Genomic DNA, 14,243 nt, shown 5'->3' with positions numbered 1-14,243 from the left:
CGTTAGTCAGGTTGCTCGAGTGATTTGATGTAGTCGTAAATCGCCAATTGTGACTGAACCTTACGGCGGTTTCCACGTGGCACGTAGCGATTACTCAGTTCTTTATCGATGAAGCGAGCCTTCACCGTATCGCTAAACAGGATATCAATGATATCCAGCACGCGTTGCTTGAGGCGCGGGTCAAGTAGCGGGGTAGCGACTTCGATACGATAGTCGATATTTCTTGTCATCCAGTCAGCCGAGGAGAGATACACCTGCTTATCGCCGCCGTTCTCAAAAATATAGACCCGGTCATGTTCGAGGTAGCGGTCAACAATGCTGATAACGCGAATATTGTCGCTGATGCCTTCCAGGTTCGGGATCAGAGAACACATACCGCGAATCAATAAATTGACCGGCACGCCCGAGCCTGAGGCCGCATAGAGACGATCCACCAGACCTTTATCGACCAGGTTATTCAGTTTTAACGTAATACCTGAAGGTAACCCTTGCTGTGCGTTGGCGATCTCTTTGTCGATCATGGCGTACAGCAGGCGACGTGAGTTCTGCGGAGAAACCAGCAGATAATCAAACGTGACCGGACGATATGGGTTTTCAATGAAGTTGAATACCCGACGAACTTCGTTGGTAATGCGCGAATCGGCAGTAAGCAATGAGTAGTCGGTATACAGTCGCGCCGTTTTTTCGTTGAAGTTCCCGGTCCCGATATGCGCATAGCGCACGACTTCATCGCCTTCTTTACGTGAGATAAGGAACAGCTTGGCGTGAATTTTCAGACCGGGAGCGGAGAAGATGACGTGCACGCCCGCTTCGGTAAGACGTTTGGCCCAATGAATGTTGGCTTCTTCATCGAAGCGTGCCTGCAGTTCCACGACGACAGTGACTTTCTTACTGTTATGCGCGGCATGGATCATCGCGTCGATGATGCGCGAGTCTTTTGCCACACGGTAGATGTTGATTTTTATCGCCAGCACGCTTGGGTCGAAAGAGGCCTGACGCAGCAGTTCCAGCACATGCTCAAAGGTATGATACGGATAATAAAGCAGTACATCACGCTCGCGGATTGCATCAAATCCGTTACGGAATTTCTCGTTATCGAACCAGATATGACGCAGACGGGGCAGCGGTTTATTCACCAGGTTAGCTTTGCCAACGTTGGGGAAGTTAATAAAGTCTTTGAAGTTATGGTAACGCCCGCCAGGAACGATGGAGTCGTAGCGAGAAATGGTCAGTTTTTCACGCAGCACCTCGACCAGCGCATTAGGCATATCTCGCTGATAAACAAAGCGCACAGGTTCGGCGGTCAGACGCTGTTTCAGGCTGGATGACATCAGCTCCATCAGGCTGGATTCCATCTCGTGCACTAAATCGTATTCGGCGTCGCGGGTCATTTTCATCGAATAGGCGTTCAGCGCATCGTAATCAAAGAACCCTTTGAAAATATCGTCAAGGCAATAACGTAAAATGTTGTCCAACAGGATCATCGGTTTACGACGGCGCGGGGTCTCCGGCGGCAAATTCACAAAACGGGGAACCTTGTCAGAAGGGATTTCCAGTAGCGCGTAGCGGATCGTATCACCACGGATAATCTCCACCGCCAGATAGGTATAGTCATCTTTCAGAAACTGGACTAAATCCGTCTCGCGGTTAATCAGGATCGGCGTAATGTGCTGGCGAAGATACTGCTTGAAGTAATGGCGTAACCAGCTCTGCTGATTCACCGACAATTGGCGTTCGTTGATTAAGAAAATCTGGTTGCGCGCCATCTCCAGCAGTAATTCGTTGTACAGGCCATCAAATTCCTGATCGGCTTTTAATACGCGGGCCTGGATTTTGCCGAGTAAATGGCGGGAGTGAGAGTTTGAACCCTGTTCTTCGCTAATGATGATTCGGCGCTTCAGTTCGGCAAAACGAACCTTGTAAAACTCGTCGAGGTTATTGGAATAGATGCCTAAAAAACGCATCCGTTCGATCAACGGGTTTGATTTATCAGCAGCTTCCTGGAGTACACGTTCGTTGAACGCTAACCAGCTGAGTTCTTTCTCGATATATAGCTTTTCCTGACCCATTACCACTTTTACTCCGTTTCATTCACGGGACACTACCGATTTATTATGGCGAGCATTGCTCTCAGATGTCCAACTGTGCCAGAAAAATATGACAATAAACTGTCTGATAGCAAAGAGAAAGAGGGGAAGAAGAGTAGGCCCGATAAGCGAAGCGCTCTCAGGCCTACCGGAGGATGTGATTATTCGTCGGCGGCATAACCTTGTGGTGGCAGGCGATTACCGTCCAGCCACGCGGCGTTATCGCGCATTTTCAGTCGGCCGTCTGTAAACCAGCTAATCACCAGCGGGTAAATATCATGTTCCTGCGCCTGAACCCGGGCAGTGACATCATCTTCGCTGTCGCCTTCAAATACCGGTACTGTCGCCTGGAGAATAACCGGTCCGCCGTCCAGTTCATCCGTTACGAAATGGACTGAGGTTCCATGCTGTTCATCGCCGTTTTCCAGTACCTGACGGTGCGTATGCAGGCCGGGATACTTTGGCAACAACGAAGGGTGGATATTCAACAATCGTTCAGAATAGTGAGCGACAAACGCTGGGCTGAGGATGCGCATATAACCGGCCAACACCACGACATCGGGGCCGTAGGCGTCAATCTCTTGTATCAGTTGGCGGTCAAATGCTTCGCGGCTGGCAAACTGAGCGGCTTCCAGCGAATGTGCCGGAATATTCGCTTCTCGTGCACGTTCAAGGCCGAACGCATCGGCCTTGTTACTGAATACTGCACGTATGGTGCCATTGATTTTTTTCTGTTCGCAGGCGTTGATGATCGCCTGCAAATTGCTTCCGTTACCGGAAATGAGCACCACAATGTTTTTCATTCAATGACCACACGCTGTTCGGAATCAGAGGCTTTGATAATACCGATTTTCCATGCGTTTTCACCTTTCTCATTGAGCAAAGCGAGGGCGTTGTCCACTTCCGAAGCTGGCAGGGCGATGACCATGCCAACGCCGCAGTTAAAGGTGCGATACATCTCGTGCTGGCTGACGTTACCCGCCGTTTGCAGCCAGTTAAAGACGGCTGGCCACTGCCATGAGGATTCGTCGATCACTGCCTGCGTGTTGTCTGGCAGGACGCGCGGAATATTTTCCCAGAAGCCGCCGCCGGTCAGGTGAGCAATGGCATGCACATCCACCTTCTCGATCAGTTCCAGAATGGATTTAACGTAAATGCGTGTCGGGGCCAGCAAGTGATCGGCCAGCGGTTTACCGTCAAGCTCAGTGGTTTCCGGATTGCAACCGCTGACTTCAACGATTTTACGCACCAGGGAATAGCCGTTGGAGTGTGGACCACTGGAGCCGAGCGCAATCAGCACGTCGCCGTCAGCCACTTTTGAACCGTCGATAATCTCGGATTTTTCGACGACGCCAACACAGAAGCCAGCCACGTCGTAATCTTCACCGTGGTACATTCCCGGCATTTCAGCCGTTTCACCGCCCACCAGCGCACAGCCTGACTGCAGACAGCCTTCGGCAATACCATTAATGACGCTGGCTGCGGTATCCACATCCAGTTTGCCTGTCGCATAGTAGTCGAGGAAAAACAGCGGCTCAGCGCCCTGAACCACGAGGTCGTTGACGCACATTGCGACCAGATCGATACCAATAGTGTCGTGACGTTTCAGGTCCATCGCCAGACGCAGTTTTGTGCCAACGCCATCCGTGCCGGAAACCAGCACCGGTTCACGATATTTTTGCGGCAATGCGCACAGCGCACCGAAGCCACCCAGACCACCCATCACTTCCGGGCGACGCGTTTTCTTTACTACGCCTTTGATTCGATCAACCAGAGCATTACCTGCATCAATATCAACACCGGCATCTTTGTAGCTAAGAGAGGTTTTATCGGTCACTGCCTGCTTCCCCACATGTTTACTTGCAGTAAAAGTTAAATTCGGCGCAATTCTAACAGGGAAAGCAAACGTTTGCGAGCGTGCTCTGCATCAAGTTTTATCTGCTGATTTTTTCAGCATTTTACAGTCATTTATCTATTTGTTTGAATCACGCCACGAAAATGAAACCGGTTTCTTTTTTCTGTTACGGACCTCACGGAGAGTGTTTTGCATAGAGCAAGCTGCGGGCTTATCTTCATCGATAAAAATAATGACGGTAGTGGGACATTAGCACGCTCGCCTAAGAAATCTTTTTCATGGTATCAAAACATCATCCGGAGTAATGATGAATATCTTTAAAATTCATGGTATTGAATGCAGACCCCGCCATTAGCGCGGGCCTTGTTTTATACTCATCATCCAGACGCAAACGACTTTGGTTGATCCATATCAAGCGGATGCAGTGTTGCGCCAGAGACGAAAAGCGGTATAATCCGGCGATTTTTTTTGTGGTTGCCACTCGTCTGAGGAAAGGAGAAGAGTATGAAGATCGTGGAAGTCAAACACCCACTCGTCAAACACAAGCTGGGACTGATGCGTGAAAACGATATCAGCACTAAACGCTTTCGTGAACTCGCCTCGGAAGTTGGCAGCCTGCTGACTTATGAAGCAACCGCAGGCCTGGAAACCGAAAAGGTGACCATTGAAGGCTGGAACGGTCCGGTTGAAGTAGACCAAATCAAAGGTAAAAAAATCACCGTTGTGCCAATCCTGCGTGCCGGTCTGGGTATGATGGAAGGCGTACTGGAAAACGTTCCGAGCGCGCGTATCAGCGTTGTCGGTATGTACCGTAACGAAGAAACGCTGGAGCCGGTTCCGTATTTCCAGAAGCTGGTTTCTAACATCGATGAGCGTATGGCGCTGATCGTTGACCCGATGCTGGCCACCGGCGGTTCCGTTATTGCCACCATCGACCTGCTGAAAAATGCAGGCTGCACCAGCATCAAAGTGTTGGTGCTGGTTGCGGCGCCGGAAGGTATCGCGGCGCTGGAAAAAGCGCACCCGGATGTTGAGCTGTACACGGCCTCCATCGATCAGGGACTGAACGAGCACGGATACATTATTCCGGGGCTTGGCGATGCCGGCGATAAGATTTTTGGTACCAAGTAAACGAATAAGTGAAAAGAAGCCGACTTTAAGAGTCGGCTTTTTTTTGAATACAACAACCTAATCGCTAATAACAAACAACACTCAGAGGAAAACACTATGACGCGCCGTGCTATCGGGGTAAGTGAAAGACCGCCGCTTTTACAGACAATCCCGCTTAGTTTACAGCACCTGTTCGCTATGTTTGGCGCAACGGTACTGGTGCCAGTCCTGTTCCACATCAACCCGGCTACCGTTCTGCTGTTTAACGGCATTGGTACGTTGCTGTATCTCTTTATCTGTAAGGGTAAAATCCCCGCGTACCTCGGTTCCAGCTTTGCGTTTATTTCTCCGGTACTGCTGCTGCTGCCGTTAGGTTATGAAGTGGCGCTGGGCGGTTTCATTATGTGCGGCGTCCTGTTCTGCCTGGTTTCTTTCATCGTTAAGAAAGCCGGCACCGGCTGGCTGGATGTGATGTTCCCTCCAGCGGCAATGGGCGCAATCGTTGCCGTCATCGGCCTGGAACTGGCGGGCGTCGCTGCAGGCATGGCGGGGTTACTGCCTGCCGAAGGGCAATTACCGGATTCGAAAACCATCATCATCTCGATGGTGACGCTGGCGGTGACGGTCTTTGGCTCCGTACTGTTCCGCGGTTTTATGGCAATTATCCCGATCCTGATTGGGGTGCTGGCCGGTTACGCGCTCTCCTTCGTGATGGGCGTCGTGGACACTACGCCGATTGCCCAGGCGCACTGGTTTGCGCTGCCGACTTTCTACACGCCGCGTTTTGAATGGGTTGCTATTCTGACTATCTTGCCTGCTGCGCTGGTAGTCATTGCTGAACACGTCGGACACCTGGTGGTGACGGCAAATATCGTGAAAAAAGATTTGATCCGCGATCCTGGTCTGCACCGCTCTATGTTCGCCAACGGTCTGTCCACGGTAATCTCCGGTTTCTTCGGCTCTACGCCGAACACCACGTATGGCGAAAACATCGGCGTCATGGCGATTACCCGCGTTTACAGTACCTGGGTTATTGGTGGTGCCGCGATTTTTGCCATCCTGCTCTCCTGTGTGGGCAAACTGGCGGCGGCGATCCAGATCATCCCACTGCCGGTAATGGGCGGCGTATCGCTGTTACTGTACGGCGTGATTGGCGCTTCCGGTATTCGCGTACTGATCGAATCAAAAGTTGACTACAACAAAGCTCAGAACCTGATCCTGACCTCGGTCATTTTGATCATTGGTGTGAGTGGGGCGAAAGTTCATATCGGTGCTGCAGAGCTGAAAGGCATGGCGCTGGCGACCATTGTCGGCGTCTGCCTGAGCCTGATTTTCAAAGTCATCAGCCTGCTGCGTCCGGAAGAAGTGGTGCTCGACGCAGAAGATGCAGACAGCCCGCAACAGTAAGTCTCTGACCGGGTGGCGTCGCTGCCCGGTTCTATCGCGACGTATTTCTGTGTTAAACTCAACGCGATTTTATGAAATCCTGGGTTGAGGTATCTCTGAACACACCGGCACAGCTCTCTTTGCCACTTTATCTTCCTGACGACGAAACGTTTGCAAGTTTCTGGCCGGGGGATAACTCCTCTTTACTGGCTGCACTGCAAAACGTGTTGCGTCAGGAACATAGCGGGTATATTTATCTCTGGTCGCGTGAAGGCGCTGGCCGTAGTCATTTGCTGCATGCAGCCTGTGCGGAACTGTCTGCGCGCGGCGACGCGGTAGGCTACGTGCCGCTCGATAAGCGCACCTGGTTTGTTCCCGAGGTGCTCGACGGTATGGAGCATTTATCGCTGGTATGCATCGATAACATCGAATGTGTGGCCGGTGATTCGCTGTGGGAAATGGCGATCTTTGATCTCTACAACCGTATTCTGGAGTCGGGAAAAACGCGATTGCTGATCACCGGCGATCGCCCACCCAGGCAGCTCAATCTGGGGTTACCGGATCTCGCTTCGCGCCTGGACTGGGGACAAATCTACAAGCTGCAGCCGCTTTCTGATGAAGATAAGCTGCAGGCGTTACAATTACGCGCCAGACTTCGTGGGTTTGAACTGCCGGAAGATGTGGGACGTTTCCTGCTTAAACGTTTGGATCGGGAAATGCGTACGCTGTTTATGACGTTGGATCAGCTTGATCACGCATCGATCACCGCCCAGCGTAAGCTGACCATTCCGTTCGTAAAAGAGATTTTGAAACTGTAAACGCCGCAGCCGAAAAGACTGCGGCTGGCTTCAGCTTAACCGACGATTTCCAGTACCTGCTCCGGCGGACGTCCAATCCGCGCCTGGCCTTGGGCCACCACAATTGGGCGCTCCATCAGTTTCGGGTTGTCTACCATGGCCTGAATCAGCGCATCTTCACTCAAATTTTTGTCCGCCAGGTTAAGCGACTTGTAGAGATCTTCTTTCTGGCGCATCAGTTCACGCGCGCTGGACATCCCCAGCATCTGCAGCAGTTCACGCAGAGTTGCGGCGTCAGCCGGAGTGTCCAGATACAGTACCACTTCCGGGTCCACGCCGTTGGACTTCAGTAATTCCAGCGTTTCGCGGCTCTTGGAACAACGTGGGTTATGGTAGATTTTAATCGCGTCTGACATGACTTCTCCTTGCATAACAATACTGCCGGATGGCGGCCAAAAAGCCTTATCCGGCCTACATATCGCGTCTGACGTAGGCCGGATAAGACGCTACAGCGTCGCCATCCGGCAAGGGTTCGATAATTACATTTTCGTATACGGTTTAAAGCGTTCTTGCAGTTGGCGCAACTGGTCGATACGGGCGTCGTATATGGCCTGCTGCTGGCTTCCCAGTTTAACCTGCGAACTTGCGCTGCTGAGCATCGAAATCGCCTGGTCAAGACGTCCTGCAAGGGCATACCCTTCCGCGCGAGCCGCCAGTTCCTGATCGCGGTTACCGAGACCGGCCTCCGTTTGCGCTAACAAATCCCAGCCGTTAGGGTCATCCTTGTGGTTAAACGTATAACGATTCAGGATATTGGCTGCTTCTTTGGCTTGTCCGCCCTGTAAATACGCATTTGCCAGATTGAGCTGCAGTACCGGGTTGACTCGCAGGTCTCGAGCATTTTTAAGGCGATTAATCGCGTCGCCGGTTTTCTTCTGTCCGAGATCGATATCCGTTGCCAGGTCGAGATACCAGGCATTGTTAGGGTCAGCCGTCAGCAATGGTTGCAGCGCTTTACGCGCCTCGTCGTATTTACTGGCTTCCATCGCCTGGAGTGCGCGGCCATACTGCGCCGCACGTTGCTCGCGTATGTTGCCTTTCGACCAGTTACTCAGTAAGTCATCGGTCAACTGATTGCGGCCAGAGTTATACATGCCTAAGGTTCGCGCCTTGGCCAGATAAAAATCTTCTGAAGACTGGACGACGACCGGGCGCATCTGGTTGGCGCGGTTACGCGCATCTGCCAGACGGCTTTCTGGCAGGGGGTGGGTCAGCAAAATTTCCGGTGGACGCGAAGAGTAACGGGCCTGATCGAGCAGTTTTTCCAGGAACGTCGGCATGGCCTGGGGATCGAAACCCGAGCGTTGCAGTACCTGAATACCGATGCGGTCCGCTTCCTGTTCGTTTTGCTGCGTAAAGCTGATCATTCCCTGGCGCGTACCCGCCAGCGTACCGGTCAGCGCCGCCATACCCGCCTGGGGGCTGGCCATCGCTAATAAAATGGAGCCTAACGCACCGACCCACGTTAGCGGGGCGCTGCGTTTCTGATCTTCCATCGCACGCGCCAGGTGACGCTGCGTGACGTGGGAAATTTCGTGCGCCATAACCGATGCCAGCTGGCTTTCGTTATCGGAATAGCGGAACAGGGCGGAGTGCAAAACAACGTTGCCGCCAAAGAAGGCAAAGGCGTTAATTTCATCGTTGTTGATTAAAAAGAAGGTGAAAGGCGTTTTTACCGAGTCGGCGTGTGCAACTAAACGCATCCCCAGACTATTAATATATTGGGTCAGCAGCGGATCGTTAATTAACGGCGCGCTGCCTCGCAGCTGGCGTACGTAAAAATCGCCCATCTGCATTTCCTGTCCTATGGAAAGGGTACTCCCTGCCGAGGTTCCCATATCAGGCAGGGTGTCCGCGGGGTCAGCAAATGCGGGCGCAACCTGACCGATGGTCAGTGCGGCAATGAGGGTAGCAACCAGGTTTTTTTTCAACTGCCTGAACATAACCTCTGTCCTGTATTCTTTTTTGAGATAGCCATTTGACCAATGCCGTGAAGTATCGTTCACACTCCGCAAGCTTAGGAAGTTTAACTGTGAAACCTGACGATGAACACCCAGGAAAAATGTCTTTTCACTTTGCGTAATCAGCCATAAAAAGCGAAGTCTTTTTTGTGACATTTCGATACAATTCTGGATCGCAATCCCGCTATTGGGTTCATGGAAGGGTTTTATGCTCGAAATGTTGATGCAATGGTATCGCCGCCGCTTTAGCGACCCCGAGGCCATCGCCCTGCTAATTATTCTGGTTGCCGGTTTTGGCATCCTGTTCTTCTTTAGCGGTCTTTTGGCGCCGCTGCTGGTCGCCATTGTGCTGGCGTACCTGCTTGAATGGCCGACGGTACGGCTGGAACATATCGGCTGTTCACGGCGTTGGGCGACATCAATCGTGCTGGTGGTTTTTGTCGGCATTTTGCTGCTGATGGCGTTTGTCGTGATGCCCGTCGCGTGGCAGCAGGGGATTTACCTGATCCGCGATATGCCCGGTATGCTCAATAAATTATCTGATTTTGCCGCCACTTTACCACGACGTTATCCGGCGCTGATGGATGCGGGCATTATTGATGCGATGGCGGAGAATATGCGCTCGCGAATGCTCACCATGGGGGATTCGGTGGTGAAATATTCGTTAGCCTCCCTGGTCGGATTACTCACGCTGGCGGTTTATCTGGTGCTTGTCCCGTTGATGGTGTTCTTCCTGATCAAAGATAAAGGCCAGATGCTGAACGCCGTGCGCCGGGTGCTACCGCGTAATCGCGGGCTGGCGGGACAGGTATGGAAAGAGATGAACCAGCAAATCACCAACTATATCCGCGGTAAAGTGTTGGAAATGGTGGTGGTTGGCGTGGCGACCTGGCTCGGCTTCCTGCTGTTTGGCCTTAACTATTCTCTGCTATTGGCGGTGCTGGTGGGGTTCTCGGTTTTGATCCCATATATCGGCGCTTTTGTGGTGACGATCCCGGTCGTCGGGGTGGCGTTGTTCCAGTTCGGGCTTGGCACCGAATTCTGGAGCTGCTTTGCCGTGTACCTGATAATCCAGGCGCTGGACGGTAATCTGCTGGTCCCCGTACTGTTCTCCGAGGCCGTTAACCTGCACCCGCTGGTGATTATTCTGTCGGTCGTGATTTTTGGCGGGCTATGGGGGTTCTGGGGCGTATTCTTTGCGATTCCTCTGGCGACGCTCATCAAAGCCGTCATGCATGCCTGGCCTGACGGTCAGGCTGTTGACGAACCCTAATCTGCAAACTCCGGCGATGCAATGTCGCCGGAACTGAACTTGTCTGACCTCTATCCACACATTCTGAATAATCTCCTCTGGTGTCGTTTTTCTCCGCATTTGTCTTTAACTTGACCAACGTGATGTCTTTTCGTCACGCAAGGATAAGGCCAACAGGAGAACAAAATGGGTCACAACACACACACGCAGCAAAAGGTGGGATGGGGCGGTTATCTCGCTTTTTTAATTACAATAATTCTTTTTTCCGGCATGTTTGCGAAAAGTACCGAATGGTGGCGGGTTTTTGACTTCACCGTCCTCAACGGTGCGTTTGGGAAAGTTAATGCGGCAGGCGATACGGCGATCTCTTTTCGCGGTACGGGTGGTATGGGCGCTAAAGATGGCTTTTTATTCGCACTGGAGCTGGCACCTTCCGTCATTCTTTCTCTGGGGATTATTTCCGTCACCGAAGGGTTAGGTGGATTGCGCGCCGCACAACAGTTGATGACGCCTGTCCTGCGCCCGTTACTCGGCATTCCAGGTGTTTGTTCGCTGGCGCTGATCGCGAATTTGCAAAATACCGATGCCGCGGCCGGGATGACGAAAGAGATGGCTGAAGAGGGCATTATCACTGAACAGGAACGGGCCATTTTTGCCTGCTGGCAAACCAGTGGCAGCGCCTGTATTACCAACTATTTTTCCTCGGGAGCCGCGCTGTTTACGATGGTTACCGTTCCGGTGATTACGCCGCTGGCGGTGATCCTCGTGTTCAAATTTGTGGGGGCTAACCTGCTGCGCTTATGGATTACGCAGTTGGAAAATCGCCGTACGCAGCAGGAGGCATGAGATGACAACTCAGGTACGTAAAAACGTCATGGATATGTTTATCGATGGCGCACGGCGCGGGTTTACCATAGCAACAACCAGCCTGTTGCCGAACGTGGTGATGGCGTTTGTGATTATTCAGGCGCTGAAAGTGACGGGGCTGCTCGAGATTGTCGGGCGGGTATGTGAGCCGGTTATGGCGCTATGGGGGCTGCCGGGCGAATCTGCCACCGTTCTGCTGGCGGCGGTAATGAGTATGGGAGGCGGCGTCGGTGTTTGCGCCAGCCTGGTTGTTGCCGGTACGCTTTCGGGACATGATGCTACGGTATTGTTACCCGCTATCTACCTGATGGGTAACCCGGTGCAAAATGTGGGACGTTGTCTGGGGACAGCGGGGGTCCATCCTCGTTACTATCCGCTTATTATTGCGGTGTGCGTCATTAATGCACTGCTCTCTATTTGGGTCATGCAGGTTATTGCCTGACAAGGAAGGTTATGAACTGTTCAATTCTTGATTTGACGTTGTTCCAGCAGGGACATGTGTACGCGCCGGAAGATTTAGGCCGACAGGATATACTGGTGTCCGGCAGCAAAATTGTTGCCATCGCGCCGTCGATTTCCCTGGAAGACTTTCCCGGCTGTGAGTGTGTCAATCTTGACGGCGCGATTGTGTGTCCTGGGTTTATCGATCAGCACGTCCATTTGATTGGCGGCGGCGGAGAAGCGGGGCCGCACACCCGCACGCCGGAAGTGCGTTTGTCACGGTTGGTTGAAGCAGGGGTCACTTCGGTGGTGGGATTACTGGGCACAGATGGTATTACCCGTCATCCGGAGTCGCTGCTGGCGAAAACCCGCGCGCTGGAGTTTGAAGGTATCAGCGCCTGGATGCTGACCGGGGCGTACTCTCTGCCTTCCCCGACTATCACCGGCAGCATCGATCGCGACGTGGCGCTGATCGATAAAGTGATTGGCGTGAAGTGTGCGATTTCGGACCATCGTTCTTCAGCACCAGATACTCAGGCACTGGCGAACATGGCGGCGCAGTCGCGCGTCGGTGGATTACTGGGGCGTAAACCGGGAATCAGCGTTTTCCATATGGGCGACAGCCCGCGCATGCTGGAACCGTTGTATCAGATCCTTGAAAACTGCGACGTGCCGATAACTAAACTGTTACCGACACACGTTAATCGTGCGGAACCCTTGTTCCAGGCGGCACTAGAGTATGCCCGCCAGGGCGGTTATATCGACATTACCAGCAGCATTGATGAGCCTGTTGATCCGGCCACGGCTATTGCCGCGGCGCTGCGCCAAAATGTGCCGCTGTCGCGCATTACCTTAAGCTCGGACGGCAACGGCAGCCAGCCGGAATTTGATGAGTCAGGTAATCTCACCGGGATTGGCGTCGCGGGGTTTGAATCCCTGGCGGAAACGGTGCGTCAGTTGGTGAAGGTGCATGCTGTGCCGTTGGAACAGGCGCTGTGTCCGCTAACGCGCACGGTGGCAGAGTTTTTAGGACTGGAGCATAAAGGGCGTCTGGCGGTGGGATGCGATGCGGACATTCTGGTGCTGAACGACGCGCTGGAGGTGAATCACCTGTGGGCGAAGGGAAAAACCGTAGTCAGAGCGAAAAAAGCCTGCGTCAAAGGGACGTTTGAATAACCGAGGTTGATGCCGGATGGCGGCGTAAACGCCTTATCCGGCCTACGGGTTTGTGCAGTTCGAAGCCTGATAACACGCGTAGCGTCGCCATCAGGCTTTTTTCTGCAAAACGTGAATCAGGCGTTCTCTTTCAGCCAATTCATTACCACGTCGTGGTGATTGCTGGTTTTGAAGTTATCAAACACATGCTCGATTTTCCCTTCAGCATCAATCAGGAAGCTGATGCGGTGGATGCCATCGTAGGTTTTGCCCATAAACGACTTCTCACCCCAGACGCCGAACTGCTCGCAAACCTGATGATCTTCGTCGGACAAGAGCGTGAAGTTAAGAACTTCTTTCTCAGCGAATCGGGAAAGTTTTTCCGGTTTATCGGTGCTGATTCCCAGCACTTCAACACCTGCTTTTTTTAACTCATCCATGTTATCGCGCAGGCCGCAGGCCTGTACGGTACAGCCGGGTGTCATGGCTTTCGGGTAAAAATAAACCAGAACACGCTGTCCCTGGAAGTCGGTTAAATTAACTTGTTCTCCGTCTTGATCCGGCAAGCTAAATTTCGGTGCGATATCACCGGCTTTCAGTGGGTTCATTACTTAACTCCATCCTGTTCATCATGCTGTGAGTAATTGACGACGTTAATACTGCCTTGCGCATTGAGTTCTGTACAGAGTGCTTTAAACGCATCTTCAATATTTGCCGCGTCATGTGACGCAGGACTATGTGCGGTAATTTGAATAAACAGCTGTGCCGTCTTTCCATTCTCAGCCGGTTGCGTGCGTGAAACCAGTTCCGCAATATTCATTTGGTGGCTGTCAAACAGGGCGGTAAAGCGTTCAATCAAATGTGGAGAATCGGGGACATCGACCTGTACCCATACCGTGGCGGGCATCGCTGGGCGGGGACGCGCAGTCGTGCGCTTCATGACAATCAATAAATCCAGCTCAGCGCCTTTCAACGGCAAGGTTGATTCAATCAGGGTGATGGCATTCCAGGTGCCTGACAGCAGCATGATAAATGTGAATTCATCGCCCAGCATCGCCAGTCGACTGTCTTCGATATTACAGCCGCAACTGCTGACATGACGCGTGATGGTGTTCACAATTCCTGGGCGGTCGGCACCCAGCGCAGTAATGACCAGATAGTGTTGCGATGACGATGTCAAACCTGTTCTTCCTTTGAGCGGTGAGGTAATCATAAGGAAAGCATAAAAAAAACATGCATACAACAATCAGAACGGCTCTGGTCGCTTGCTTT

The 14,243-nt window shown here is 52.4% G+C and carries 14 protein-coding genes; 7 read left to right on the top strand and 7 right to left on the bottom strand.

Annotation, left to right across the window (positions count from 1 at the left end):
• Positions 1-2 precede the first annotated feature (2 nt).
• The 3 genes from ppk1 to purM all read right to left on the bottom strand — a co-directional run bounded on the left by ppk1 (position 3) and on the right by purM (position 3,924).
• Positions 3-2,069 (bottom strand): polyphosphate kinase 1, encoded by a 2,067-nt coding sequence (gene ppk1 / locus FHD02_RS12880; protein ID WP_042306859.1) that lies wholly within the window; start codon positions 2,067-2,069, stop codon positions 3-5.
• Between the two features lie 179 nt (positions 2,070-2,248).
• Positions 2,249-2,890, bottom strand: a complete 642-nt coding sequence (gene purN, locus FHD02_RS12875) for a phosphoribosylglycinamide formyltransferase (protein WP_137360583.1) — start codon at positions 2,888-2,890, stop codon at positions 2,249-2,251.
• Positions 2,887-3,924 (bottom strand): phosphoribosylformylglycinamidine cyclo-ligase, encoded by a 1,038-nt coding sequence (gene purM, locus FHD02_RS12870; RefSeq protein WP_061382236.1) that lies wholly within the window; start codon positions 3,922-3,924, stop codon positions 2,887-2,889. Before purM ends, purN begins: the two co-directional genes overlap by 4 nt.
• Before the next feature lie 522 nt (positions 3,925-4,446).
• Here purM and upp point away from each other — a divergent pair.
• The 3 genes from upp to FHD02_RS12855 all read left to right on the top strand — a co-directional run bounded on the left by upp (position 4,447) and on the right by FHD02_RS12855 (position 7,256).
• Complete coding sequence (upp, locus tag FHD02_RS12865) at positions 4,447-5,073, top strand: uracil phosphoribosyltransferase (protein ID WP_003835110.1); 627 nt, start codon at positions 4,447-4,449, stop codon at positions 5,071-5,073.
• Positions 5,074-5,169: 96 nt separating this feature from the next.
• Positions 5,170-6,459 carry a uracil permease gene (uraA, locus tag FHD02_RS12860; protein WP_016157119.1) on the top strand — a complete coding sequence of 430 codons (1,290 nt, stop codon included), beginning with the start codon at positions 5,170-5,172 and terminating at the stop codon, positions 6,457-6,459.
• A 95-nt stretch (positions 6,460-6,554) separates the two neighbouring features.
• Positions 6,555-7,256 carry a DnaA inactivator Hda gene (locus FHD02_RS12855; RefSeq protein WP_211924219.1) on the top strand — a complete coding sequence of 234 codons (702 nt, stop codon included), beginning with the start codon at positions 6,555-6,557 and terminating at the stop codon, positions 7,254-7,256.
• Positions 7,257-7,291: 35 nt separating this feature from the next.
• On the opposite strand, the gene arsC is transcribed toward FHD02_RS12855, so the two are convergent.
• Both arsC and bepA read right to left on the bottom strand, forming a co-directional pair.
• Positions 7,292-7,651 carry an arsenate reductase (glutaredoxin) gene (gene arsC, locus FHD02_RS12850; protein ID WP_220393934.1) on the bottom strand — a complete coding sequence of 120 codons (360 nt, stop codon included), beginning with the start codon at positions 7,649-7,651 and terminating at the stop codon, positions 7,292-7,294.
• A gap of 123 nt (positions 7,652-7,774) precedes the next feature.
• On the bottom strand, positions 7,775-9,238 hold the full coding sequence (bepA, locus tag FHD02_RS12845) for a beta-barrel assembly-enhancing protease (protein WP_137371385.1): 1,464 nt from the start codon (positions 9,236-9,238) through the stop codon (positions 7,775-7,777).
• A 226-nt stretch (positions 9,239-9,464) separates the two neighbouring features.
• Between bepA and FHD02_RS12840 the strand changes: the two genes are divergently transcribed.
• The 4 genes from FHD02_RS12840 to iadA all read left to right on the top strand — a co-directional run bounded on the left by FHD02_RS12840 (position 9,465) and on the right by iadA (position 12,992).
• Positions 9,465-10,529 (top strand): AI-2E family transporter, encoded by a 1,065-nt coding sequence (locus FHD02_RS12840; protein ID WP_006683504.1) that lies wholly within the window; start codon positions 9,465-9,467, stop codon positions 10,527-10,529.
• Positions 10,530-10,694: 165 nt separating this feature from the next.
• Complete coding sequence (locus FHD02_RS12835) at positions 10,695-11,354, top strand: nucleoside recognition domain-containing protein (protein WP_061382181.1); 660 nt, start codon at positions 10,695-10,697, stop codon at positions 11,352-11,354.
• Position 11,355: 1 nt separating this feature from the next.
• Positions 11,356-11,817, top strand: coding sequence for a YjiG family protein (locus FHD02_RS12830; RefSeq protein WP_003037948.1), 462 nt, complete (start codon positions 11,356-11,358; stop codon positions 11,815-11,817).
• 11 nt (positions 11,818-11,828) lie between these two features.
• The gene (gene iadA, locus FHD02_RS12825; RefSeq protein ID WP_137360586.1) at positions 11,829-12,992 is read left to right on the top strand and encodes a beta-aspartyl-peptidase; all 1,164 of its coding nucleotides are present in this window, start codon (positions 11,829-11,831) and stop codon (positions 12,990-12,992) included.
• Between the two features lie 116 nt (positions 12,993-13,108).
• Here the strand turns inward: iadA and bcp are convergent, their stop codons facing one another.
• Together bcp and FHD02_RS12815 are read right to left on the bottom strand one after the other, a co-directional pair.
• Entirely contained in the window at positions 13,109-13,579 is a 471-nt protein-coding gene (gene bcp / locus FHD02_RS12820) for a thioredoxin-dependent thiol peroxidase (RefSeq protein WP_038642568.1), read from the bottom strand.
• Positions 13,579-14,151, bottom strand: coding sequence for a glycine cleavage system transcriptional repressor (locus FHD02_RS12815; RefSeq protein ID WP_038642566.1), 573 nt, complete (start codon positions 14,149-14,151; stop codon positions 13,579-13,581). Before FHD02_RS12815 ends, bcp begins: the two co-directional genes overlap by 1 nt.
• Positions 14,152-14,243: the final 92 nt, after the last annotated feature.

The sequence above is a fragment of the Citrobacter sp. EC_71 genome (assembly GCF_019584005.1).
GTDB classification, from domain to species: Bacteria; Pseudomonadota; Gammaproteobacteria; order Enterobacterales; family Enterobacteriaceae; genus Citrobacter; species Citrobacter werkmanii.
Note: the sequence above shows the minus strand (reverse complement) of the source record. Positions and strands in the feature narration are given on the sequence as shown.

Excerpts from the sequence above, each read along its gene's own strand:
- ppk1 (WP_042306859.1), bottom strand. The coding sequence starts at position 2,069 with ATGGGTCAGGAAAAGCTATATATCGAGAAAGAACTCAGCTGGTTAGCG.
- purN (WP_137360583.1), bottom strand. The coding sequence starts at position 2,890 with ATGAAAAACATTGTGGTGCTCATTTCCGGTAACGGAAGCAATTTGCAG.
- upp (WP_003835110.1), top strand. The coding sequence starts at position 4,447 with ATGAAGATCGTGGAAGTCAAACACCCACTCGTCAAACACAAGCTGGGA.
- uraA (WP_016157119.1), top strand. The coding sequence starts at position 5,170 with ATGACGCGCCGTGCTATCGGGGTAAGTGAAAGACCGCCGCTTTTACAG.
- arsC (WP_220393934.1), bottom strand. The coding sequence starts at position 7,651 with ATGTCAGACGCGATTAAAATCTACCATAACCCACGTTGTTCCAAGAGC.
- bepA (WP_137371385.1), bottom strand. The coding sequence starts at position 9,238 with ATGTTCAGGCAGTTGAAAAAAAACCTGGTTGCTACCCTCATTGCCGCA.
- FHD02_RS12840 (WP_006683504.1), top strand. The coding sequence starts at position 9,465 with ATGCTCGAAATGTTGATGCAATGGTATCGCCGCCGCTTTAGCGACCCC.
- FHD02_RS12835 (WP_061382181.1), top strand. The coding sequence starts at position 10,695 with ATGGGTCACAACACACACACGCAGCAAAAGGTGGGATGGGGCGGTTAT.
- FHD02_RS12830 (WP_003037948.1), top strand. The coding sequence starts at position 11,356 with ATGACAACTCAGGTACGTAAAAACGTCATGGATATGTTTATCGATGGC.
- iadA (WP_137360586.1), top strand. The coding sequence starts at position 11,829 with ATGAACTGTTCAATTCTTGATTTGACGTTGTTCCAGCAGGGACATGTG.
- bcp (WP_038642568.1), bottom strand. The coding sequence starts at position 13,579 with ATGAACCCACTGAAAGCCGGTGATATCGCACCGAAATTTAGCTTGCCG.